The sequence below is a fragment of the Bacillus sp. ZY-1-1 genome (assembly GCF_003047165.1).
GTDB classification, from domain to species: domain Bacteria; phylum Bacillota; class Bacilli; order Bacillales; family Bacillaceae; genus Bacillus; species Bacillus velezensis.
The window spans coordinates 3,712,737-3,737,582 of record NZ_CP027061.1; the positions used below are offsets into that span (position 1 = coordinate 3,712,737).

Annotated in this window: 14 protein-coding genes, 5 tRNA genes and 6 rRNA genes; 5 read left to right on the forward strand and 20 right to left on the reverse strand. The window is 48.5% G+C overall.

The genetic code is table 11. The features are described from left to right. Both feuC and C5I45_RS18570 read left to right on the forward strand, forming a co-directional pair. Complete coding sequence (gene feuC / locus C5I45_RS18565; protein WP_025853830.1) at nucleotides 1–1,011, forward strand: iron ABC transporter permease FeuC; 1,011 nt, start codon at nucleotides 1–3, stop codon at nucleotides 1,009–1,011. Next, nucleotides 1,008–1,760 (forward strand): alpha/beta hydrolase, encoded by a 753-nt coding sequence (locus C5I45_RS18570; protein WP_015388771.1) that lies wholly within the window; start codon nucleotides 1,008–1,010, stop codon nucleotides 1,758–1,760. The genes feuC and C5I45_RS18570 overlap by 4 nt, the downstream gene beginning before the upstream one ends. On the opposite strand, the gene C5I45_RS18575 is transcribed toward C5I45_RS18570, so the two are convergent. From C5I45_RS18575 to C5I45_RS18595, 5 genes are all read right to left on the reverse strand, one after another. Next, entirely contained in the window at nucleotides 1,749–2,690 is a 942-nt protein-coding gene (locus tag C5I45_RS18575; RefSeq protein WP_088005472.1) for a bile acid:sodium symporter family protein, read from the reverse strand. The two genes, C5I45_RS18570 and C5I45_RS18575, sit on opposite strands and share 12 nt — an antisense overlap. 150 nt (nucleotides 2,691–2,840) lie before the next feature. Beyond that, nucleotides 2,841–4,274, reverse strand: a complete 1,434-nt coding sequence (locus C5I45_RS18580) for a SulP family inorganic anion transporter (RefSeq protein ID WP_015388772.1) — start codon at nucleotides 4,272–4,274, stop codon at nucleotides 2,841–2,843. Nucleotides 4,275–4,503: 229 nt separating this feature from the next. Next, a complete protein-coding gene (locus C5I45_RS18585; RefSeq protein WP_003156784.1) occupies nucleotides 4,504–5,550 on the reverse strand; it encodes a zinc-dependent alcohol dehydrogenase in 1,047 nt (348 codons plus the stop codon). Continuing rightward, nucleotides 5,525–6,475, reverse strand: coding sequence for an inositol monophosphatase family protein (locus tag C5I45_RS18590; protein ID WP_025853831.1), 951 nt, complete (start codon nucleotides 6,473–6,475; stop codon nucleotides 5,525–5,527). Before C5I45_RS18590 ends, C5I45_RS18585 begins: the two co-directional genes overlap by 26 nt. Then, nucleotides 6,472–7,740: an aspartate aminotransferase family protein gene (locus tag C5I45_RS18595; RefSeq protein ID WP_107994570.1), complete on the reverse strand. Its 1,269-nt coding sequence runs from the start codon at nucleotides 7,738–7,740 to the stop codon at nucleotides 6,472–6,474. Before C5I45_RS18595 ends, C5I45_RS18590 begins: the two co-directional genes overlap by 4 nt. 227 nt (nucleotides 7,741–7,967) lie before the next feature. Between C5I45_RS18595 and C5I45_RS18600 the strand changes: the two genes are divergently transcribed. After that, nucleotides 7,968–9,179 (forward strand): MFS transporter, encoded by a 1,212-nt coding sequence (locus C5I45_RS18600; RefSeq protein ID WP_015388775.1) that lies wholly within the window; start codon nucleotides 7,968–7,970, stop codon nucleotides 9,177–9,179. 94 nt (nucleotides 9,180–9,273) lie between these two features. Here the strand turns inward: C5I45_RS18600 and rrf (C5I45_RS18605) are convergent. The 11 genes from rrf (C5I45_RS18605) to C5I45_RS18655 form a co-directional block, all read right to left on the reverse strand. After that, a 5S ribosomal RNA gene (rrf, locus tag C5I45_RS18605) occupies nucleotides 9,274–9,389 on the reverse strand. A 50-nt stretch (nucleotides 9,390–9,439) separates the two neighbouring features. Beyond that, nucleotides 9,440–12,369, reverse strand: a 23S ribosomal RNA gene (locus C5I45_RS18610). 175 nt (nucleotides 12,370–12,544) lie between these two features. Beyond that, a 16S ribosomal RNA gene (locus C5I45_RS18615) occupies nucleotides 12,545–14,091 on the reverse strand. Between the two features lie 301 nt (nucleotides 14,092–14,392). Continuing rightward, nucleotides 14,393–14,469 (reverse strand) — tRNA-Pro (locus tag C5I45_RS18620). A gap of 16 nt (nucleotides 14,470–14,485) precedes the next feature. Next, nucleotides 14,486–14,562 (reverse strand) — tRNA-Arg (locus C5I45_RS18625). A 32-nt stretch (nucleotides 14,563–14,594) separates the two neighbouring features. Continuing rightward, nucleotides 14,595–14,669: transfer RNA gene (locus C5I45_RS18630), tRNA-Gly, on the reverse strand. A 296-nt stretch (nucleotides 14,670–14,965) separates the two neighbouring features. After that, a tRNA-Thr gene (locus C5I45_RS18635) sits at nucleotides 14,966–15,038 on the reverse strand. A gap of 2 nt (nucleotides 15,039–15,040) precedes the next feature. After that, nucleotides 15,041–15,115: transfer RNA gene (locus tag C5I45_RS18640), tRNA-Asn, on the reverse strand. 45 nt (nucleotides 15,116–15,160) lie between these two features. Next, a 5S ribosomal RNA gene (gene rrf / locus C5I45_RS18645) occupies nucleotides 15,161–15,276 on the reverse strand. A 50-nt stretch (nucleotides 15,277–15,326) separates the two neighbouring features. Next, nucleotides 15,327–18,256 (reverse strand): 23S ribosomal RNA (locus C5I45_RS18650). A gap of 175 nt (nucleotides 18,257–18,431) precedes the next feature. Next, nucleotides 18,432–19,981, reverse strand: a 16S ribosomal RNA gene (locus C5I45_RS18655). The 16S, 23S and 5S rRNA genes sit together here with 5 tRNA genes alongside, the layout of an rRNA operon. A 340-nt stretch (nucleotides 19,982–20,321) precedes the next feature. On the opposite strand from C5I45_RS18655, the gene pdaB reads away from it, so the two are divergent. After that, complete coding sequence (gene pdaB, locus C5I45_RS18660) at nucleotides 20,322–21,086, forward strand: polysaccharide deacetylase family sporulation protein PdaB (protein WP_025854065.1); 765 nt, start codon at nucleotides 20,322–20,324, stop codon at nucleotides 21,084–21,086. On the opposite strand, the gene kbaA is transcribed toward pdaB, so the two are convergent. Then, nucleotides 21,087–21,683, reverse strand: coding sequence for a KinB-signaling pathway activation protein (kbaA, locus tag C5I45_RS18665; protein WP_003156571.1), 597 nt, complete (start codon nucleotides 21,681–21,683; stop codon nucleotides 21,087–21,089). 107 nt (nucleotides 21,684–21,790) lie between these two features. On the opposite strand from kbaA, the gene gerD reads away from it, so the two are divergent. After that, nucleotides 21,791–22,348, forward strand: a complete 558-nt coding sequence (gerD, locus tag C5I45_RS18670; protein ID WP_007615280.1) for a spore germination lipoprotein GerD — start codon at nucleotides 21,791–21,793, stop codon at nucleotides 22,346–22,348. A 32-nt stretch (nucleotides 22,349–22,380) separates the two neighbouring features. On the opposite strand, the gene C5I45_RS18675 is transcribed toward gerD, so the two are convergent. The 3 genes from C5I45_RS18675 to C5I45_RS18685 all read right to left on the reverse strand — a co-directional run bounded on the left by C5I45_RS18675 (nucleotide 22,381) and on the right by C5I45_RS18685 (nucleotide 24,732). Continuing rightward, the gene (locus C5I45_RS18675) at nucleotides 22,381–23,433 is read right to left on the reverse strand and encodes an Mrp/NBP35 family ATP-binding protein (protein ID WP_003156567.1); all 1,053 of its coding nucleotides are present in this window, start codon (nucleotides 23,431–23,433) and stop codon (nucleotides 22,381–22,383) included. Between the two features lie 81 nt (nucleotides 23,434–23,514). Next, nucleotides 23,515–24,228: an N-acetylmuramoyl-L-alanine amidase CwlD gene (cwlD, locus tag C5I45_RS18680; protein ID WP_007410417.1), complete on the reverse strand. Its 714-nt coding sequence runs from the start codon at nucleotides 24,226–24,228 to the stop codon at nucleotides 23,515–23,517. Between the two features lie 60 nt (nucleotides 24,229–24,288). Then, nucleotides 24,289–24,732 (reverse strand): DUF2521 family protein, encoded by a 444-nt coding sequence (locus C5I45_RS18685; RefSeq protein ID WP_003156564.1) that lies wholly within the window; start codon nucleotides 24,730–24,732, stop codon nucleotides 24,289–24,291. Between the last annotated feature and the right edge of the window lie 114 nt (nucleotides 24,733–24,846).

The window sequence follows — 24,846 nt, forward strand, 5'->3', positions numbered from 1 at the left end:
ATGGCAGGAATTTATATCATTCTGATTGCTCTCATATTGCTCGTAAGCTATTTCAGCATGACAAGCGGTTCTTTTTCCGCAAAGCCGGGTGAACTGCTCAGTACGCTTTTCCGCATCCATCCGAATCCGCAATATGACATTTTGCTGTTTCAGCTGAGGCTGCCGCGCATAGTCATGGCTGCTGCCATCGGACTCGGATTGGGGATAGCCGGAGCTGTTATTCAGGCCATTACCAAAAACGGTCTTGCCGATCCCGGTATTTTGGGCATTAATGCAGGAGCCGGAGCGGGAATCGTCACGTTTATGCTTCTGTTTCAGGGACAATCTGAAGCGACGGCACTTGCCTCTGCGATGGGTATGCCTGTCTTCGGCCTCATCGGAGGACTGATGGCGGCCGTGCTGATCTATATTTTCGCCTGGCACCGGGGGCATCTGGAATCGGGCAGAATTATTCTCGTCGGGATCGCCATGAATTCCGGATTCAGCGCGCTGTCTTTATTTCTATCATTAAAAATGGACCCGCAGGATTATGAGATGGCGATGGTTTGGAAAAACGGCAGCATCTGGTCGGCAAACTGGATGACCATTACGGCAATCCTTCCGTGGCTGATCTTGTTCATTCCTCTTCTTATGGCGAAAACGTCATTGCTGGATACCATTCGTTTCGATGAGGACACGGTGAAAAGCCTCGGTGTTTCAACCAATAAAGAAAAAACCATTTTACTCATTGCCTGCATCGCTTTGATCAGCGCATGTGTAACCGCAGCGGGCAGCATGGCATTTGTCGGACTGATCGCGCCCCATATTTCCCGCAGGCTCGCCGGGATTGAGCACAGATACTCATTACCGGTCAGCGGACTGGTCGGTATGCTCCTCGTCATATCCGCCGACTTTGCGGGCAAATTGTTCTTTCAGCCTTCAGAAGTGCCGGCTGGAATTATCCTTGCAATTCTCGGCGTTCCTTATTTCTTTTTTCTTCTGTTTAAGCAAAAAAAGGGGATGGACGCATGAGAGGCACCCTTACAGAACACCCGATAAACGGAAGGGAATGCACTGTGTATCTTCCTCCTTCCTATTCGGTTCAAACAGGGGCTTTACCCTGTGTGTACGTACTTGACGGGGGTTCTTTGTTTTTAGAACAGATAGATAAGCTTGAATCCCAATTTACGAACGGAACACTTCCCGAATTGATTTTCATCGGCATCAAACCGGCTGACAGACTCGATGAGTACACACCGTGGCCCGCGCCTTCCCTGAGCCCTGCGTTTCATGATTTCGGCGGCAAAGGGAGGCTCTTTCTCGAGGAGCTGACAAATGTCATTATTCCCACTGTTGAAGATACGCATCACATTTCTGCGCATCCGGAAACGAGAGGACTGATCGGTGCGTCATTAGGCGGACTGTTTTCGATATACGCGATGCTGCAAAAGCCTGAAATATTCGGCAGAATCGGCTGTATTTCCGGTTCCTTCTGGTATGAAAAATCAGCAGATTATGTCCGCTCCGCACCTTTGCGGCCGGCACGGCAGCGTATCTTTATGTCTGTCGGCAGCCGTGAAGCAGAGCAAAAATGTAACATCCAACACACCATGATCGGACAAAATAAAGAAGTGCATGAAAGCCTGAGGCAAAAAGGCTTTTCTCAATCTCAGCTCTCTTTCACTGTCGAAGAGGGCGCCGTGCACCATCAAGAAGCGTTCAAACGACAATTTAATTCAGCACTAAGCTGGCTGTACGGAAAAAACCGCTCACGTGACTGAGCGGTTTTTTTCATACTTGATCACGACCGGCTTAAGCTCAAAGCGTCTCAGCAAATAGCCGAACAAAGCGGCAAGGATTTGCTGAAAGAGCATCCCGATGACGACCGGAACCGCCACTTGAGACGGAAAGAAAGACACGGCGAGAACGGCTCCGGCGCTGATATTGCGCATGCCCCCTGTATAAATCAGAGACACGATTTCATCCTGGCTCCGCTTCATCAGTCTTCCGATCAGCCAAGCCACGGCATAACCCGTCATGGCAATAAAAAATACCGTGCCTGCGATGCCCGCAAATTTGATATCCACGTGCGTGACATACGGCGCGATTTCCGAACTGTTAATGGCAATGACAATCATCAGACAGATTTTTGAAAAAGGAGACAGTGACCGGCTTATCGCCTGAGTCCTTACCGGCGGGGAAAACTGGTTGACCATCATCCCTGCGATGGACGGAATCACCACCATCTCCGCCAGCCCTTTCATCATGCCCCACACATCCATCTGAACATTCGCCCCGGCCAGGACAGACAGGCTTAATGGTACGATAAAAGGAGAAAGCACGGTATCAACCAGGATAATAGACAGCGTCAATCCGACATTTCCCTTATACATCGCAGCCCAAATCAAACTCGTAATTCCGGTCGGAATCACCACACCCATAATCAGCCCCGTCACAGTTAAAGGGTCACCGCTGAAAATCAGATGGCCGCTTCCCCATGCAAAAACAGGCATGAAAATATGCAGAACAAACAATGCCATGATCATCGGGAGCGGCTTCTCGATACTGCGCTTCAGCGATTGAAAATTGGCACTCAGACTGCCCGTAAATGTAATAAATGCAAATATCCACGGCACAGCGCCGGCCATCCAGCTGATATGCTGAGATAACAGCACACCCGCCGCCACACTAGACGGAGTCAAAAGCGGCATGATTCTCCCCAACACTTGGTTCAACTTTTGAAGCCACATCATATGCAAGTCTCCTATATACGGTTTTCAAGTCTCATTCATTATAACAATGCACACCGGCAAATTTAACCGAAAAAAAGCCCGGATATATTCATCCGGACTTCACAAATTCTATGCCATTTGTTTCATTAAATCTCGGCTTTTCTGATTTAATCCCTTTAATTCAGCCTCAATTTCGTATTCTTTACATTTGGCGACAATCTTCTCAAGAGCAGCCGCTCCAGAATCATCCCACACGTGGGCATCGGTCAAATCAATGATAATCCGTTTCACGTCTTCATCATAAACGATGGCATTCATCAGTTCAGACACGGAAGCAAAAAAGATCTGGCCCGTGACCTTATAAGTTCTGACATCTTTTTGTTCGGAATGTGACACAATCTTCAGCTTAGAAATTTTCGCCGTAAAAAAGATCGCGCTTAGCAGCACACCCGCGAAAACACCCTTCGATAAATCATTTGTCAGAACGACCGTCACGACGGTAATCACCATAACGATCGAATCAGTAAGGGGCGCTTTCCGCAAACCTTTAATCGATGACCAGTCGAACGTGCCGATGGACACCATAACCATCACGGCCACAAGCGCAGCCATCGGAATTTTCACGACGATACCGCTTAATACGGCAATTAAAAACATTAAAAACGCTCCGGCCGTAAAAGCCGACAACCGGCCGCGACCGCCGGCTTTCGTATTAATGACAGACTGGCCGATCATGGCGCATCCGGCCATGCCTCCGAAAAACCCGTTCACAATATTGGCGATGCCTTGTCCGCGGCTTTCTTTGTTCTTATCACTATCCGTATCCGTCATTTCGTCAATGATCTGGGCCGTCAGCAACGACTCAAGCAATCCGACGAATGCAAGCGCCAGTGAATACGGGAAAATAATCCGCAATGTCTCAAACGTCCACGGAACATCCGGTATCAAGAAATGCGGAAGTGAACTTGTAATCCCGCCCATATCACCGACCGTGCGGACATCCGCATGGAAGACCACCGCAATGATCGTCATGACAATAATCGCCACCAGCGGAGACGGCACAGCCGTCGTAATCTTCGGCAAAAGATATATGATAGCCAATGATCCGGCAAGCATAGCGTACATGACCCATGAAGCTCCTTTGAACTGCGGCAGCTGCGCAGAAAAAATCAAGATCGCCAAAGCATTCACAAATCCGATCATGACCGAACGCGGAATAAATTTCATCAATTTCGCTATCTTACTGACACCAAGAATAAATTGAATAATACCTGTCAAAATGGTTGCCGCAAACAAATACTGCAGCCCGTAATCAGCCACCAATGTCACCATGACAACCGCCATTGAACCTGTAGCGGCTGAAATCATTCCCGGTCTGCCGCCGAAGATAGAAATAATAATCGCGATACAAAATGATGCATAAAGGCCGACCATCGGATCGACACCTGCAATAATTGAAAATCCGATCGCCTCAGGGATCAGAGCGAGAGCAACCAGAATACCGGCCAGAATGTCTTTACGGACATTCCCGAACCATTGCTGCTGTAACGTATAATCTTTCAAATGATAACGACTCCTTTTCACTATAAAAATCCGCACCCTATCAGTTGGAAACATTGATTTTTATCTGGGGAATATGAGGCAAGCTTACGGGGAAAAGGGGACACGCTCAGAGTATAATGTCTTGAGGAAAGGAATGGTTAACAAAGAGTATCATATTAAACTTTAAAGAAATGTGCAAGACCGTATAAAAAAGAAAAGAAAACGGCTCTCACTGGAGCCGTTTCCGCTTTTATAAAAGTTCCGGATCAGACACAAGAATCGTTTTTATTGCGCTGATATCCTTTCTTTCTTTTGTCACCGGGTCGATGCCCATGAGATGATCAATGGCTTCTTCATAATTCTTCAGTTCCGTCTTTTCCGTAATAAAATCATAGAGCTGCGGAAGGTCGGATGCACATGCTAACGCAGCCTCCATGATCTGACGGGCTTCACCTGTGCCCACAATCGTTACGCCGTTTGACAGCAGCTGGTACGGCCTGACTGTCATCTCATACGTATCATCAAAGCCCATCGGCACGATTCTGCCTCCCTTTTCAATAAAAGGATAAGCCCAATCAAGCTGATTGCCGATCGCGTCAAAAATTACATCAAATTTTCTTCCTTGATTAATCCGTTTCACTTCATCCACGGTTAATGCTTCAGGGTGGTAGACATAATCCGATATCCGGCTCGCCGCCTCGCTTCGGAAACTGCCTATTTCAGTCGCAACCGTCAACCGCGCCAGTTTTTTCACCATCATTTGCACAAGCAGTCCGATTGGCCCCGACCCCAAAACCAAGACCGAGTCCTCCGGCTGAATCGAAGCTTTGTCCACAACATTCAGCACACAGGAGAGAGGCTCAACCAATGTGGCCCGCTCCCATTCCATTGAATCCGGAATTCTGTACATGAACCTGTCTTCTCCGACGTAATATTCCGCAAACGTTCCGTGTGCCCCGATTCCGAGCTGCCAATCCTCGAAGGTTTCGCAATAACACGTCAGCCCTCTCCGGCAATAATGACATTTCCCGCAAAACTGCGTAGGATCTATCACGACGCGGTCTCCGACTTTTACATTTGTCACGTCCGGTCCGATTTCCACGACCGCTCCCACCGATTCATGCCCCATAATCATATGATGGGTTGCATTCATTTTTCCTTTCAGCACATTTAAATCCGTTCCGCAGATACCGGTGCCGAAAATTTTCACTTTCACATCATTGGATTTCCGAATTTGAGGCTCGTCCACCTCTTGATATTCAAGCTTATCATTAGGAGTCCAGACCAACGCCTTCATATTTCTCTTCCTTTCTGCCCCAGCGGATTTGGTCTAACAATGTTTGATGAAGCTCCTTCGTTGATGCCGCAATACATGATTGCTGGTTCTGATAACTTAAATCTGTCAGAAGCGTTTCGTCCAAAGACCGGCCGTATGCATCCGTAATGACCACTCCCGCTTTCTTCGCCAAAAAGACGCTTGCGGCAATATCATAAGGAAACAAATGCAGCACCTCTCCGTTTCCGACCTGCTGAAAATCTGAAAGCAGCTTCGGATCATCTTTCAGCAGACGATTGCCGATATCCACATAAGCATCCATCTGCCCCGTAATAATTCGTGAAATCGAATAAGAAGCGCTGTTGAAAACAAAAACCCCGCCATTATTGGCTGACCGGTCAATCAGATGACCGTATGCATCCGTCATCAGCTGTGCCGGATGCCCGTTAAATTCAAGGCTCCAAAACATATTTTTAATATCCCGCACTCCGCTCAAATTCGGCAATCCTCCCTGATACCCCTCAAACTGAATGGCGTCGCTGTAAATATCACCGTACATGTAAGCGCCCGATTTCAATTCAAGCAAAAAAGCAAATTCGATATCCTTAATCTTTGCGTTTGGCTTATATGAAGCAAGCGCAATCGAAATACACGACATTTCAAGCCCCGCGGCGGCCGGACGCGTTCCGTCTATCGGATCTACAATTAAAATATATTGCGGATCTTCTCCAATCAGCTTCAGGCCGCCATCCTCCGTGTAAAAAGCAACCGGATGGCCCTTATCTTGAATATAATCCAGCACCGCCTCCTCAGCAGCGGCGTCTATGTTAAATTGGGCGTCGCCTCCCGGAGAATAGCCGTTTACGAGCCGGTTTTTCAGCGTGCCTTTTTGACTTTTCACCTTATGATAAACAAATTGTCCAAGCCCGATGATATAGTCTCTCACTTGATTTCCTCCAATAGCTTGCGAAGTCTGTAGCAGAGCACTTCGGCTTCACTAAGTGTAATGGTTAAAGGCGGACGGATTTTAAATACATTTCCGAACCCGTAACGGGATGTCCGGAGAATCAGCCCGTAATCCATTGCCCGTTTTGCAATACAATTGGTCAACTCCACATCCGGTTCATTGTTCTCTTTTACAATCTCCACACCGATCATAAGACCGACGCCTCTTACCTCAGAAATAAAAGCGAAATCCTCTTTCATCGTTTCTAAGCGATCCATAATATAATGACCGACCGTCGTTACATTTTCCAAAAATCCCGGACGCTGCATGATATCTATGGTTTTACACGCGGCAGCGGCGGCCATCACATTTGAGCCGTACGTGAAGGAGTGCGTATACCCCGGAAGCCCGGTATACTTGTCCTCCGTCAGAGTGGCGGCGACTTGGAAGCCTGTGCCCCCGAGCCCTTTTGCTACCGTCATCATATTAGGTTTCACATTGAAGTGGTCCGCGGCAAACATTTTGCCCGTCCGTCCGAACCCGGTCTGAATTTCATCAAAAATCAGGGCGATATCGTGTTCATCACAAAGCTGTCTCAGCTGTTTAAAATACTCTTTAGGCGGAACGACGTTTCCACCGTTTCCGGATATCGGTTCAATAATCATGGCGGCAATTTTTCCATTGCTCGCATACTCAATAAAATCATTAATTCTTTCTACGCACAGCATACCGCATGAATCAGGTTTCTGATTATAAAAACAGCGGCTGCAATACGGATCGGGGACTTGAAGGCCAAAAGAAATTTGCGGCGGGAAAGGTTCTTTTCTGAATGAGTTGCCGGACAAAGCGGAAGTCATATACGTTTGTCCGAGGTGGCTTCGAAATAAGGAGATGACATCGGTTTTTCCGGAGTAATACTGAGCCATTTTAATAGCTCCTTCATTTGCACCGGAACCGCTGCTGACTTTAGGGTGTACTTTTGTGAGATTATCGGGGGCGATTTCTACTAGTTTTTCTGCCAGTTTATTTACGGCGTCTGTTTGAAAAGATGATGTCACATGGATCAGCTTATCGGCTTGTTCTTTAACCGTATCAATGACTTCTTTGTTACCGTATCCTAAATTCAAGTTAAATGTGGCAGAAGCGCAATCAATGTACTCATTCCCCTCTTGATCGTACAGGTAAATCCCTTCTCCGCGCTCCATTACTACATCGTCAACACTGTAATACAAGCTGTCTGGATTCGTGATTTCCTTCGTTCCCACAAATACCACCCCTATGAAATTATTAGAATTTCGCTTTTTATCGTATTAATTATTGAAAATAATGTCAATGTTCTTTCTTGTAAAAAATGTTAACAATTTGTTAACGTTACCATAAGGGATGTACGAGAAAAAGTTATGTGATATAGTAACAATACTTGGATTTTTTGTAAAATTTCATGTCATACGAGTAGAGAGAAATATTATTTTACGAATAAGGAGATAAAATGATGAAATCTCGTCTGCTGTGGATAAGCTGTTTTTCTTATGGATCGATTGCTTTTACACTTGTTATTCTGGGAGCCGTACTGCCTGAGTTACTCACACATTATTCACAAAGCTACAGTAATGGCGGAGTATTGGTATTCTCTCAGTTCATGGGCTTTCTCATCGGTGTTATTGGCATGCCATACATGGTGAAAAAGCTTGGGCGCAAAAACGTCGTTATCTTTGGCCTGGCACTCATCAGCTGCGAAATGTTCATCACCTTCCTGCCGCCCTGGCCGCTGCTCTTTCTTCTCGTCAGCATCGCGGGGCTTGGCGCCGGATTGGTGGAATCCTGTGTAGGCACGATTATCCTCACCGCTATTAAAGAAAGACAGGCTGTGGCCATGAGCAAGATGGAAGTGGCCTACGGATTAGGTGCGCTTTTCATGCCTCTGCTCTCAGGCTTTCTTATCAACAACCACATGTGGACAATTGCTTTTTTAGTATTAGGGTTATCCAGTTTTGCACTTTTAATCGCATGGAAGCAGATGAGTTTCGGCAGTATTGATCAGCTTCTCATCCGAAAAGAGGTCTCTTCCGATGACACTAAAAAAGAAAGCACCGGTTATCGGTCACACGGATTGCTGTTTATTGCCTTGGCGGGGGCTTACTTCTTCTTTTACGGAGGCAGTGAAGTTTCAATTGTACATTTTATCCCCTCCATTTTCGCTGAGAAATGGGATATCCCCAACTCTTTGGCAACGATAACAGTTACAGTGTATTGGACGGGGATGATCATCGGAAGGTTATTAACAGGCCCGGTATCAGAAAAGCTGACATATCACCGTTATCTTCGTCTCATAAGCATTGGCGGTCTGGCAGCACTTACCGTATTAGCACTAAGTAAAAACGTATGGTTCGGTTTTGCCCTTTGCTTCTTTTTAGGGCTGTTCATGGCAGGCATGTTTGCAATAGCCCTAATCATCACGAATCATTTTTATCCCGGAAAGACAGAAACGACTACCAGTATTCTGCTCGCTTCAAACGGATTAGGAGGTTCACTCCTTCCGATCGCCGTCGGTTGGAGCTTAGATGAATATCCCGCACAAACTGCGTTCTGGCTGTTTACTGCACTGATGCTCCTTATGCTGCTGATTGTGTTCAGTTTAAGAATACTCGAGACAATAAAATCAAACAATCTTCAAAATCACAACAGCAAAGCAAAATCAATGTAAACAAAAAAGCTAATGCCTTTGAAAGGCATTAGCTTTATATATCTATGTGATCTTTCAAAAAAAAAACCAGTTCATCATGAACTGGTTTAAGACAGCTTGGCGGCGTCCTACTCTCACAGGGGGAAACCCCCGACTACCATCGGCGCTGAAGAGCTTAACTTCCGTGTTCGGCATGGGAACGGGTGTGACCTCTTCGCTATCGCCACCAAACCATTGAGAGTGTTCTCTCAAAACTAGATAACAGTAAGCATACATTCAAATTGGTTAAGTCCTCGATCGATTAGTATCTGTCAGCTCCATGTGTCGCCACACTTCCACCTCAGACCTATCAACCTGATCATCTTTCAGGGATCTTACTTCCTTGCGGAATGGGAAATCTCATCTTGAGGGGGGCTTCATGCTTAGATGCTTTCAGCACTTATCCCGTCCGCACATAGCTACCCAGCGATGCCCTTGGCAGAACAACTGGTACACCAGCGGTGCGTCCATCCCGGTCCTCTCGTACTAAGGACAGCTCCTCTCAAATTTCCTGCGCCCGCGACGGATAGGGACCGAACTGTCTCACGACGTTCTGAACCCAGCTCGCGTACCGCTTTAATGGGCGAACAGCCCAACCCTTGGGACCGACTACAGCCCCAGGATGCGATGAGCCGACATCGAGGTGCCAAACCTCCCCGTCGATGTGGACTCTTGGGGGAGATAAGCCTGTTATCCCCGGGGTAGCTTTTATCCGTTGAGCGATGGCCCTTCCATGCGGAACCACCGGATCACTAAGCCCGACTTTCGTCCCTGCTCGACTTGTAGGTCTCGCAGTCAAGCTCCCTTGTGCCTTTACACTCTGCGAATGATTTCCAACCATTCTGAGGGAACCTTTGGGCGCCTCCGTTACCTTTTAGGAGGCGACCGCCCCAGTCAAACTGCCCACCTGACACTGTCTCCCCGCCCGATAAGGGCGGCGGGTTAGAAGGTCAATACAGCCAGGGTAGTATCCCACCGATGCCTCCACCGAAGCTGGCGCTCCGGTTTCCAAGGCTCCTACCTATCCTGTACAAGCTGTACCAACATTCAATATCAGGCTGCAGTAAAGCTCCACGGGGTCTTTCCGTCCTGTCGCGGGTAACCTGCATCTTCACAGGTACTATAATTTCACCGAGTCTCTCGTTGAGACAGTGCCCAGATCGTTGCGCCTTTCGTGCGGGTCGGAACTTACCCGACAAGGAATTTCGCTACCTTAGGACCGTTATAGTTACGGCCGCCGTTTACTGGGGCTTCAATTCGCACCTTCGCTTACGCTAAGCGCTCCTCTTAACCTTCCAGCACCGGGCAGGCGTCAGCCCCTATACTTCGCCTTACGGCTTCGCAGAGACCTGTGTTTTTGCTAAACAGTCGCCTGGGCCTATTCACTGCGGCTCTCTCGGGCTTGCACCCTAACAGAGCACCCCTTCTCCCGAAGTTACGGGGTCATTTTGCCGAGTTCCTTAACGAGAGTTCTCTCGATCACCTTAGGATTCTCTCCTCGCCTACCTGTGTCGGTTTGCGGTACGGGCACCTCTCACCTCGCTAGAGGCTTTTCTTGGCAGTGTGGAATCAGGAACTTCGCTACTATAATTCGCTCGCCATCACAGCTCAGCCTTCACGGGAAACGGATTTGCCTATTTCCCAGCCTAACTGCTTGGACGCGGATATCCAATACCGCGCTTACCCTATCCTCCTGCGTCCCCCCATTGCTCAAATGGTGAGGAGGTGGTACAGGAATATCAACCTGTTATCCATCGCCTACGCCTTTCGGCCTCGGCTTAGGTCCCGACTAACCCTGAGCGGACGAGCCTTCCTCAGGAAACCTTAGGCATTCGGTGGAGGGGATTCTCACCCCTCTTTCGCTACTCATACCGGCATTCTCACTTCTAAGCGCTCCACAAGTCCTTCCGGTCTTGCTTCACAGCCCTTAGAACGCTCTCCTACCACTGTTCGAAGAACAGTCCGCAGCTTCGGTGATACGTTTAGCCCCGGTACATTTTCGGCGCAGAGTCACTCGACCAGTGAGCTATTACGCACTCTTTAAATGGTGGCTGCTTCTAAGCCAACATCCTGGTTGTCTAAGCAACTCCACATCCTTTTCCACTTAACGTATACTTTGGGACCTTAGCTGGCGGTCTGGGCTGTTTCCCTTTCGACTACGGATCTTATCACTCGCAGTCTGACTCCCAAGGATAAGTCATCGGCATTCGGAGTTTGACTGAATTCGGTAACCCGGTAGGGGCCCCTAGTCCAATCAGTGCTCTACCTCCGAGACTCTTACCTTGAGGCTAGCCCTAAAGCTATTTCGGAGAGAACCAGCTATCTCCAGGTTCGATTGGCATTTCACCCCTACCCACACCTCATCCCCGCACTTTTCAACGTGCGTGGGTTCGGGCCTCCATTCAGTGTTACCTGAACTTCACCCTGGACATGGGTAGATCACCTGGTTTCGGGTCTACGACCACGTACTCAATTCGCCCTATTCAGACTCGCTTTCGCTGCGGCTCCGCATCTTCTGCTTAACCTTGCACGGGATCGTAACTCGCCGGTTCATTCTACAAAAGGCACGCCATCACCCGTTAACGGGCTCTGACTACTTGTAGGCACACGGTTTCAGGATCTCTTTCACTCCCCTTCCGGGGTGCTTTTCACCTTTCCCTCACGGTACTGGTTCACTATCGGTCACTAGGGAGTATTTAGCCTTGGGAGATGGTCCTCCCGGATTCCGACGGAATTTCACGTGTTCCGCCGTACTCAGGATCCACTCAGGAGAGAACGAAGTTTTGACTACAGGGCTGTTACCTCCTATGGCGGGCCTTTCCAGACCTCTTCATCTACCTCGTTCCTTTGTAACTCCGTACAGAGTGTCCTACAACCCCAAGAGGCAAGCCTCTTGGTTTGGGCTGGTCCCGTTTCGCTCGCCGCTACTCAGGGAATCGCATTTGCTTTCTCTTCCTCCGGGTACTTAGATGTTTCAGTTCCCCGGGTCTGCCTTCTCATATCCTATGTATTCAGATATGGATACCACTCCATTACGAGTGGTGGGTTTCCCCATTCGGAAATCTCCGGATCAAAGCTTGCTTACAGCTCCCCGAAGCATATCGGTGTTCGTCCCGTCCTTCATCGGCTCCTAGTGCCAAGGCATCCACCGTGCGCCCTTTCTAACTTAACCGTTAAAAAGAATCACTACGTGATATCTTGCATTACTAATTGAATGTGAATTACTTCTGTTATCTAGTTTTCAAAGAACAACATCTCGAAGAATCGAATGATCCTTCAAAACTAAACAAGACAGGGAACGTTCTGTTTATAAGACCCAAGGTCTTATATTCCGTTAAAATCCTTAGAAAGGAGGTGATCCAGCCGCACCTTCCGATACGGCTACCTTGTTACGACTTCACCCAATCATCTGTCCCACCTTCGGCGGCTGGCTCCTAAAAGGTTACCTCACCGACTTCGGGTGTTACAAACTCTCGTGGTGTGACGGGCGGTGTGTACAAGGCCCGGGAACGTATTCACCGCGGCATGCTGATCCGCGATTACTAGCGATTCCAGCTTCACGCAGTCGAGTTGCAGACTGCGATCCGAACTGAGAACAGATTTGTGGGATTGGCTTAACCTCGCGGTTTCGCTGCCCTTTGTTCTGTCCATTGTAGCACGTGTGTAGCCCAGGTCATAAGGGGCATGATGATTTGACGTCATCCCACCTTCCTCCGGTTTGTCACCGGCAGTCACCTTAGAGTGCCCAACTGAATGCTGGCAACTAAGATCAAGGGTTGCGCTCGTTGCGGGACTTAACCCAACATCTCACGACACGAGCTGACGACAACCATGCACCACCTGTCACTCTGCCCCCGAAGGGGACGTCCTATCTCTAGGATTGTCAGAGGATGTCAAGACCTGGTAAGGTTCTTCGCGTTGCTTCGAATTAAACCACATGCTCCACCGCTTGTGCGGGCCCCCGTCAATTCCTTTGAGTTTCAGTCTTGCGACCGTACTCCCAGGCGGAGTGCTTAATGCGTTAGCTGCAGCACTAAGGGGCGGAAACCCCCTAACACTTAGCACTCATCGTTTACGGCGTGGACTACCAGGGTATCTAATCCTGTTCGCTCCCCACGCTTTCGCTCCTCAGCGTCAGTTACAGACCAGAGAGTCGCCTTCGCCACTGGTGTTCCTCCACATCTCTACGCATTTCACCGCTACACGTGGAATTCCACTCTCCTCTTCTGCACTCAAGTTCCCCAGTTTCCAATGACCCTCCCCGGTTGAGCCGGGGGCTTTCACATCAGACTTAAGAAACCGCCTGCGAGCCCTTTACGCCCAATAATTCCGGACAACGCTTGCCACCTACGTATTACCGCGGCTGCTGGCACGTAGTTAGCCGTGGCTTTCTGGTTAGGTACCGTCAAGGTGCCGCCCTATTTGAACGGCACTTGTTCTTCCCTAACAACAGAGCTTTACGATCCGAAAACCTTCATCACTCACGCGGCGTTGCTCCGTCAGACTTTCGTCCATTGCGGAAGATTCCCTACTGCTGCCTCCCGTAGGAGTCTGGGCCGTGTCTCAGTCCCAGTGTGGCCGATCACCCTCTCAGGTCGGCTACGCATCGTCGCCTTGGTGAGCCGTTACCTCACCAACTAGCTAATGCGCCGCGGGTCCATCTGTAAGTGGTAGCCGAAGCCACCTTTTATGTCTGAACCATGCGGTTCAGACAACCATCCGGTATTAGCCCCGGTTTCCCGGAGTTATCCCAGTCTTACAGGCAGGTTACCCACGTGTTACTCACCCGTCCGCCGCTAACATCAGGGAGCAAGCTCCCATCTGTCCGCTCGACTTGCATGTATTAGGCACGCCGCCAGCGTTCGTCCTGAGCCAGGATCAAACTCTCCGATAAAGTAGTTTGACTGACTACGCACATCGCTGTGCGATTTATTTAAAACTTTGAATTAACAGGTACGTTTTGTCTTGTTTAGTTTTCAAAGATCATTACCGCTTGTTGAAGCAGCTTTATTATCTTACCACTCAGCTTCTTTTATGTCAACAACTTTTTTTAAGTTGTTTCCGAAGCTTTTTGTTGTTGTCTGCTGTCCATCAGCGACGTTTAATAATATACCACGGTGCTCCTCTATAAATCAAGCATTTTTTTAAAAAAGAGAAAAAAAGAAAACCAGTATATTATCTTTAAAGCTTGAGAATGGTCGGGAAGACAGGATTCGAACCTGCGACCCCATGGTCCCAAACCATGTGCTCTACCAAGCTGAGCTACTTCCCGATTTTTAAAAATAATATGGCGCGTCCGAGAGGAGTCGAACCCCTAACCTTTTGATCCGTAGTCAAACGCTCTATCCAATTGAGCTACGGGCGCAATTAATTTCACAATATCACGTTGGGATAAAATGGAGCGGAAGACGGGATTCGAACCCGCGACCCCCACCTTGGCAAGGTGGTGTTCTACCACTGAACTACTTCCGCAAGTAAAAGTGTAATACATGGCCAGAATACAGCTTCAGATAGCGGTAAACCGTATTGTTATTTATACTGTTCATTATGACAAAAGTAATTATATCAAGGTTTTGATAAAAGTCAATACCGTTTAACAATTAATTATGTTAATCTCTTTTGCACCCTTGAAGAAAGGCTTCATCAGGAGACGCGCTAAATACCTATACCTTAACTGGTACAATCAGCAACAGATTTTTACTGAACTAAACAAAAAATAACAGTTCCATAACATTCGGAAACTGCTTCAGATCAACGTATTTTAGATAAGCTTCCAAGCGGGCTCGAACCGCTGACCTCTTCCTTACCATGGAAGTGCTCTACCTGCTGAGCTATGGAAGCAATGGCTCCGCAGGTAGGACTCGAACCTACGACCGATCGGTTAACAGCCGATAGCTCTACCACTGAGCTACTGCGGAATATTATAAGCTTCATAAACAAAAACATGGTAGATAAAATAAAAAGCTTGGCGGCGTCCTACTCTCACAGGGGGAAACCCCCGACTACCATCGGCGCTGAAGAGCTTAACTTCCGTGTTCGGCATGGGAACGGGTGTGACCTCTTCGCTATCGCCACCAAACCATTGAGAGTGTTCTCTCAAAACTAGATAACAGTAAGCATACATTCAAATTGGTTAAGTCCTCGATCGATTAGTATCTGTCAGCTCCATGTGTCGCCACACTTCCACCTCAGACCTATCAACCTGATCATCTTTCAGGGATCTTACTTCCTTGCGGAATGGGAAATCTCATCTTGAGGGGGGCTTCATGCTTAGATGCTTTCAGCACTTATCCCGTCCGCACATAGCTACCCAGCGATGCCCTTGGCAGAACAACTGGTACACCAGCGGTGCGTCCATCCCGGTCCTCTCGTACTAAGGACAGCTCCTCTCAAATTTCCTGCGCCCGCGACGGATAGGGACCGAACTGTCTCACGACGTTCTGAACCCAGCTCGCGTACCGCTTTAATGGGCGAACAGCCCAACCCTTGGGACCGACTACAGCCCCAGGATGCGATGAGCCGACATCGAGGTGCCAAACCTCCCCGTCGATGTGGACTCTTGGGGAGATAAGCCTGTTATCCCCGGGGTAGCTTTTATCCGTTGAGCGATGGCCCTTCCATGCGGAACCACCGGATCACTAAGCCCGACTTTCGTCCCTGCTCGACTTGTAGGTCTCGCAGTCAAGCTCCCTTGTGCCTTTACACTCTGCGAATGATTTCCAACCATTCTGAGGGAACCTTTGGGCGCCTCCCGTTACCTTTTAGGAGGCGACGCCCCAGTCAAACTGCCCACCTGACACTGTCTCCCCGCCCGATAGGGCGGCGGGTTAGAAGGTCAATACAGCAGGTAGTATCCACCGATGCCTCCACCGAAGCTGGCGCTCCGGTTTTCCAAGGCTCTACCTATCCTTACAAGCTGTACCAACATTCAATATCAGGCTGCAGTAAAGCTCCACGGGGTCTTTCCGTCCCTGTCCGCGGTAACCTGCTCTTCACAGGTACTATAATTTCACTCCGAGTCTCTCTCGTTGAGACAGTGCCCCAGATCGTTGCGGCCTTTCGTGCGGGTCGGAACTTACCCGACAAGGAATTTCGCTACCTTAGGACCGTTATAGTTACGGCCGCCGTTTACTGGGGCTTCAATTCGCACCTTCGCTTACGCTAAGCGCTCCTCTTAACCTTCCAGCACCGGGCAGGCGTCAGCCCCTATACTTCGCCTTACGGCTTCGCAGAGACCTGTGTTTTTGCTAAACAGTCGCCTGGGCCTATTCACTGCGGCTCTCTCGGGCTTGCACCCTAACAGAGCACCCCTTCTCCCGAAGTTACGGGGTCATTTTGCCGAGTTCCTTAACGAGAGTTCTCTCGATCACCTTAGGATTCTCTCCTCGCCTACCTGTGTCGGTTTGCGGTACGGGCACCTCTCACCTCGCTAGAGGCTTTTCTTGGCAGTGTGGAATCAGGAACTTCGCTACTATAATTCGCTCGCCATCACAGCTCAGCCTTCACGGGAAACGGATTTGCCTATTTCCCAGCCTAACTGCTTGGACGCGGATATCCAATACCGCGCTTACCCTATCCTCCTGCGTCCCCCCATTGCTCAAATGGTGAGGAGGTGGTACAGGAATATCAACCTGTTATCCATCGCCTACGCCTTTCGGCCTCGGCTTAGGTCCCGACTAACCCTGAGCGGACGAGCCTTCCTCAGGAAACCTTAGGCATTCGGTGGAGGGGATTCTCACCCCTCTTTCGCTACTCATACCGGCATTCTCACTTCTAAGCGCTCCACAAGTCCTTCCGGTCTTGCTTCACAGCCCTTAGAACGCTCTCCTACCACTGTTCGAAGAACAGTCCGCAGCTTCGGTGATACGTTTAGCCCCGGTACATTTTCGGCGCAGAGTCACTCGACCAGTGAGCTATTACGCACTCTTTAAATGGTGGCTGCTTCTAAGCCAACATCCTGGTTGTCTAAGCAACTCCACATCCTTTTCCACTTAACGTATACTTTGGGACCTTAGCTGGCGGTCTGGGCTGTTTCCCTTTCGACTACGGATCTTATCACTCGCAGTCTGACTCCCAAGGATAAGTCATCGGCATTCGGAGTTTGACTGAATTCGGTAACCCGGTAGGGGCCCCTAGTCCAATCAGTGCTCTACCTCCGAGACTCTTACCTTGAGGCTAGCCCTAAAGCTATTTCGGAGAGAACCAGCTATCTCCAGGTTCGATTGGCATTTCACCCCTACCCACACCTCATCCCCGCACTTTTCAACGTGCGTGGGTTCGGGCCTCCATTCAGTGTTACCTGAACTTCACCCTGGACATGGGTAGATCACCTGGTTTCGGGTCTACGACCACGTACTCAATTCGCCCTATTCAGACTCGCTTTCGCTGCGGCTCCGCATCTTCTGCTTAACCTTGCACGGGATCGTAACTCGCCGGTTCATTCTACAAAAGGCACGCCATCACCCGTTAACGGGCTCTGACTACTTGTAGGCACACGGTTTCAGGATCTCTTTCACTCCCCTTCCGGGGTGCTTTTCACCTTTCCCTCACGGTACTGGTTCACTATCGGTCACTAGGGAGTATTTAGCCTTGGGAGATGGTCCTCCCGGATTCCGACGGAATTTCACGTGTTCCGCCGTACTCAGGATCCACTCAGGAGAGAACGAAGTTTTGACTACAGGGCTGTTACCTCCTATGGCGGGCCTTTCCAGACCTCTTCATCTACCTCGTTCCTTTGTAACTCCGTACAGAGTGTCCTACAACCCCAAGAGGCAAGCCTCTTGGTTTGGGCTGGTCCCGTTTCGCTCGCCGCTACTCAGGGAATCGCATTTGCTTTCTCTTCCTCCGGGTACTTAGATGTTTCAGTTCCCCGGGTCTGCCTTCTCATATCCTATGTATTCAGATATGGATACCACTCCATTACGAGTGGTGGGTTTCCCCATTCGGAAATCTCCGGATCAAAGCTTGCTTACAGCTCCCCGAAGCATATCGGTGTTCGTCCCGTCCTTCATCGGCTCCTAGTGCCAAGGCATCCACCGTGCGCCCTTTCTAACTTAACCGTTAAAAAGAATCACTACGTGATATCTTGCATTACTAATTGAATGTGAATTACTTCTGTTATCTAGTTTTCAAAGAACAACATCTCGAAGAATCGAATGATCCTTCAAAACTAAACAAGACAGGGAACGTTCTGTTTATAAGACCCAAGGTCTTATATTCCGTTAAAATCCTTAGAAAGGAGGTGATCCAGCCGCACCTTCCGATACGGCTACCTTGTTACGACTTCACCCCAATCATCTGTCCCACCTTCGGCGGCTGGCTCCTAAAAGGTTACCTCACCGACTTCGGGTGTTACAAACTCTCGTGGTGTGACGGGCGGTGTGTACAAGGCCCGGGAACGTATTCACCGCGGCATGCTGATCCGCGATTACTAGCGATTCCAGCTTCACGCAGTCGAGTTGCAGACTGCGATCCGAACTGAGAACAGATTTGTGGGATTGGCTTAACCTCGCGGTTTCGCTGCCCTTTGTTCTGTCCATTGTAGCACGTGTGTAGCCCAGGTCATAAGGGGCATGATGATTTGACGTCATCCCCACCTTCCTCCGGTTTGTCACCGGCAGTCACCTTAGAGTGCCCAACTGAATGCTGGCAACTAAGATCAAGGGTTGCGCTCGTTGCGGGACTTAACCCAACATCTCACGACACGAGCTGACGACAACCATGCACCACCTGTCACTCTGCCCCCGAAGGGGACGTCCTATCTCTAGGATTGTCAGAGGATGTCAAGACCTGGTAAGGTTCTTCGCGTTGCTTCGAATTAAACCACATGCTCCACCGCTTGTGCGGGCCCCCGTCAATTCCTTTGAGTTTCAGTCTTGCGACCGTACTCCCCAGGCGGAGTGCTTAATGCGTTAGCTGCAGCACTAAGGGGCGGAAACCCCCTAACACTTAGCACTCATCGTTTACGGCGTGGACTACCAGGGTATCTAATCCTGTTCGCTCCCCACGCTTTCGCTCCTCAGCGTCAGTTACAGACCAGAGAGTCGCCTTCGCCACTGGTGTTCCTCCACATCTCTACGCATTTCACCGCTACACGTGGAATTCCACTCTCCTCTTCTGCACTCAAGTTCCCCAGTTTCCAATGACCCTCCCCGGTTGAGCCGGGGGCTTTCACATCAGACTTAAGAAACCGCCTGCGAGCCCTTTACGCCCAATAATTCCGGACAACGCTTGCCACCTACGTATTACCGCGGCTGCTGGCACGTAGTTAGCCGTGGCTTTCTGGTTAGGTACCGTCAAGGTGCCGCCCTATTTGAACGGCACTTGTTCTTCCCTAACAACAGAGCTTTACGATCCGAAAACCTTCATCACTCACGCGGCGTTGCTCCGTCAGACTTTCGTCCATTGCGGAAGATTCCCTACTGCTGCCTCCCGTAGGAGTCTGGGCCGTGTCTCAGTCCCAGTGTGGCCGATCACCCTCTCAGGTCGGCTACGCATCGTCGCCTTGGTGAGCCGTTACCTCACCAACTAGCTAATGCGCCGCGGGTCCATCTGTAAGTGGTAGCCGAAGCCACCTTTTATGTCTGAACCATGCGGTTCAGACAACCATCCGGTATTAGCCCCGGTTTCCCGGAGTTATCCCAGTCTTACAGGCAGGTTACCCACGTGTTACTCACCCGTCCGCCGCTAACATCAGGGAGCAAGCTCCCATCTGTCCGCTCGACTTGCATGTATTAGGCACGCCGCCAGCGTTCGTCCTGAGCCAGGATCAAACTCTCCGATAAAGTAGTTTGACTGACTACGCACATCGCTGTGCGATTTATTTAAAACTTTGAATTAACAGGTACGTTTTGTCTTGTTTAGTTTTCAAAGATCATTACCGCTTGTTGAAGCAGCTTTATTATCTTACCACTCAGCTTCTTTTATGTCAACAACTTTTTTTAAGTTGTTTCCGAAGCTTTTTGTTGTTGTCTGCTGTCCATCAGCGACGTTTAATAATATACCATGCATCCGCTGAATTTAGCAAGTATTTTTTTCGTTTTTTTTGAAACGTATTTCGTTATATTCATCTCCGCCGCGGCATACGATGTAATCAAGCATGGACAAGATAAGGAGGCGTCATCAGTGAACCACTTCTACGTGTGGCACATCAGAAGGATAAAACAGCTGCTTATTATTATCATTGCCGCATTTGCAACAGCCAGCTTTTTTTATATACAGAGAGCCGTCCCCCTTCCTGTATTTTTAACTGATAGCGGCCCGAAGGCTATTTCAAAAGGGGAGACGAAAGCGGGCGAAGTCGCATTAACATTCGATATCAGCTGGGGCGATGAAAAAGCGGTTCCGATTCTGAACGCGCTAAAAGCAAACGGTATTAAAAACGCCACTTTTTTTCTGTCAGCTTCTTGGGCGGAACGGCACCCGGACACAGTTGAACGTATGGTAAAAGACGGACATCAAATCGGCAGCATGGGATATGCGTATAAGAATTATACCAACCTAGAGGACAACGAAATAAAAAAAGATATCCTTCGGGCCCAGACCGCATTTAAAAAGCTGGGTGTGAAGAATGTTCATTTACTCCGCCCGCCGACCGGACAATTTAATAAAAAGGTTCTTGCCATTGCACAGCAGTACCGCTATTCAGTGGTTCATTACAGCGTTAACTCGCAGGATTGGACAAATCCCGGTCCTGATAAAATCATTGAAAATGTAAACAGTCATATAAAAGGCGGCGACATTGTCCTGCTGCACGCCTCTGATTCAGCAACACAGACCGAAGAAGCGCTCCCCGCCATCATTCACAATTTAAAGCAAAAAGGACTGAAAAACGTGACAGTCGGCGACCTGATCGCAAATACTGACGTCAAGTCATCAGAAGTGAAATAACTACCTCTGGGCAAACTTCGGCAGCATTAACAGCTGAAACGCATTGCAGCCCATCAGCGGAATCAGCATCAAATAAAGCCAGTCCTCATTATTCACTCTTAGCGCAGGAACCCATTCAAGCGCTGTAATAACGACCATTAAAAATAATGATGAAACGAACGTATTTTTTGAGGACTGCTTTTGTTTTATATACGCCGTCAGCAAGCCGACGGCAAGCAGAGCCAGCGGCAGCCAGACAAACCCCGCAATCGAGTCATCCCGCTCACCGAAAAACAAAAATCTGACGTACATTAAATCAAAAGCGACAAACAGAATGATAAACAGCTGAAGCAGATTCCAAAGCGAGTTTGATCTGAGAATTTCAAGGGCAAACCGGTGCACCGTCAGAAAGACGAAGAATCCCATCTGGCTGATCACACTGAAAATCATGCCTACCCCGATAAACCAGATCAGAACGGAGAAAATCTGACCGGCCTCAAAATTCAGAAAGAACCCCTTGTACTCCCCCCACTTCAGTGCAAATCCCACGACGCTTGTAATAAGAGCGCCCACAGCTAAAATCGAAAAGAAAAATCGAACAAGCCCGCGGCTTTTCATCTCTTATTCATCCCCCTGACAATCGCGTTCAGCGATATTTTGTTATGTATAAATCCATTCCGATGAATCATATTAAAAATAAGTACAAGTAAGGAAGGAGCTTATGCATGTCAAAAGCCAAAACGCTATTGATAAGCTGTTTTGTTGTATTATCTGTAACAGCTTGTGCTCCAAAAGACCAAGCAGCGGATATGGATTATGACCAGACTAAAAAAATGGTTGTTGATATATTAAAGACAGATGATGGAAAAAAAGCAATTAAGGAAATATTAAATGATGATGCGATGAATGAGGCATTGGTGATTGATCAAAATGCCATTAAAGGCACAATAGAGAAAACCCTCACCTCTAAAAAAGGGGCGGAGTTCTGGAAAACCATCTTTGAAGACTCAAAGTTCGCCGAGAGCTTTGCAAAAACGCTTCAGCCCGAGCACGAAAAAATCATAAAAAAATTGATGAAAGACCCTGATTATCAGAAAAGTTTTATGCAGATCATGCAGGACCCCGGCATGGATAAAAAATACTATGAGCTGGTGAAAAGCCAAAAGTTCCGCAGTTACTTAGAAGATGTAATTACAGAGACACTTTCCAGCCCGCTTTTCAAAAAGCAATTCGAGGATGAATTGAAAAAAGCGGCTTCAAGTTCTGAAAAAGAAAGCCAATAAAAGGCCGGGCCGTGTTGATCCCGGCCCCTTTTCTATTCAGCTGTTTTTTCAATGACTTTTTGGGCGATACCCATATAAATTTCCCCGATCGGATGACTTCTGTCATAGACAGAAGGCGCAAACTGGTCCTTGTCCCAATCAGGCTGTTTTAAAGGAATTCTGCCAAGCAGCGGCACCTGCAATTCCTCTGCAAGCTTATCTCCCCCGCCTTGACCGAACACATATTCTCTCTCGCCGGTTTTTGCACTTTCATAATAAGCCATATTTTCAATGACCCCTACAACTTCATGATCGGTCTTAATCGCCATAGATCCCGCTCTCGCCGCTACAAATGCGGCTGTAGGGTGCGGCGTTGATACGATAATCTCTTTGCAGCTCGGAAGCATCGTGTGTACATCAAGCGCCACATCACCCGTGCCGGGCGGCAGGTCGAGAACGATATAGTCAACCTCTCCCCAGTCAACCTCATGGAAGAAGTTATTCAGCATCTTGCCCAGCATCGGCCCTCTCCACACAACCGGAGCATTTTCTTCGACGAAAAAGCCCATCGACATAACCTTTACTCCAAATCTTTCGACAGGAAGCAGTTTTTCTCCTTCAACTGTCGGGCGAACTGTAATACCCATCATGTCCGGCACGCTGAATCCGTATATATCCGCATCGATCAAGCCGACTTTTTTGCCGAGCCGCGCAAGAGAAATGGCCAGGTTGACGGAAACCGTTGATTTGCCGACACCGCCTTTTCCGCTTGCCACCGCAAGAAAGACCGGCGGATGTTTCCTATTCAGCAGGGTTTCGCTTTCAGCAGCAGGCCGGCTGAATTTCGCCAATGTTTCTTCCGGCAGCTCTTCAAACCGAAGTCCCACAGTTTCCGCACCCGCTTCTTTCAGAACGGATACGATTTCCTGCTGAATGCCCATCTGTTCAGCCGTCCCCGTTTTTGCCAATGCAATTTTTACACTGACATGCCGTTTTTCCGGCTTGACCTTTACTTCTTTAATGGCATCCAATTCTCCCAGCGGTCTATGAAGAAAAGGTTCGCGCATGTTTCCGACTATATTTCTTACTTCATCTTCTCTTATCATCGAACCCTCACCCTTTGTGTATTCGTTTACAAATGGTATTATAACATATATTTTAAACGTAGAATCGGCGAAAAACCCTCCTTACTCGGGAGGGTCTCCTTTTTCTGTAAAATATCTCAACACGCCCTTATACACGGAAGAAGCGATTTTGTCCTGATATTTAGGCTGTCCAAGCCTTTTCGCTTCCGCGGGATTGGACAGAAATCCGATTTCCACCAGGGCGCCCGGTTTGGTTACATTCTGCATTAAGTAAATGCCGTGTATCCGTTTCGCCTTTCTCGTTGTATTCTCCAAATTGATTCTCAATTCGTCCTGTATATATTTTGCCACTTTTTCATTCTCTTCGTATTTTCCATAGTAGAAGCTTTGGGCGCCGCTCCATCTCGGTGACGGTATGGCGTTCAGATGAATGCTGATATAAAGCTCCGCCTCTGAACGGTTGATGATCTCCACGCGCTTTCTCAGATCTTCCGCTTTGCGTCTGCTGTAGCCTTTCGTCCCTTCAGGAGCTAAATCAGTATCCGTCTCCCGCGTCATAATGACCAAAGCTCCCTGCTCCTGCAAATAGTCTCTGACCCTGGAGGCCACTTCGAGAGTAATGTCCTTTTCAAGGTGACTGCCTCCCGTGGCGCCTCCATCCGGCCCGCCGTGTCCCGGATCGAGATAGATGATTTTCCCGCTCAGCGGCAGGCTCCACGGCCGCCATGAATCATCATTATGGAATTGAAACCGGAATAAACACAATAATATGATAAAGCCAAGTAAAAAACCGAGCCATTTCAGCTTTTTTGTCATAGCTTTCCCTCCCGCTTGTCCCCGTTATTAATAAGTATGGGACAAGGGAAGAAATTATGATTACCTCATGCGGAGCTTACATTGTTTTTCTCTTTGCAGAAATCCTTCCGTCCACCAGCTGTTGATAAACCGGCAGGACGCTTCATAGATTTCTTTTTGTTCAACGGAAGAATATTGCTCATGCGTCCAATTGCAAAGATATTCAAAAAAATCGGCCGTCAGTTCTTCCTCTTCTTCAGCCGAACGTGCGTTTGCCCTCTGCAAAGACTCACCATAATAGCCAAAGACGCCGAACCGGCCGCCTAATAAATACGCTTCAATTGCAAAATCTATGCATCCTTCACTCAGAATGCCGTTTTCGTCTTGAAGAAAGGGAAACAGAGGGGTGAGACATGCTTTTACGGACTGAATGATCTGCGTCAGTGACAGCTCCTTTAGTAAACTCTTCTCAAGCTCATAATCCTTCTGCCGTTTCACGTCTGAAAAAGATAATACTTCTGCCATTGCCAGCCACGCTCCTTTTTACTATTATTTTGAAAGGAAAAGGGAAAAAGCATGCTTTGTTGATAGTGGAAATCCTCCCAAATGAAGGAGTTTCATGTTAACTGGAAGAATAAA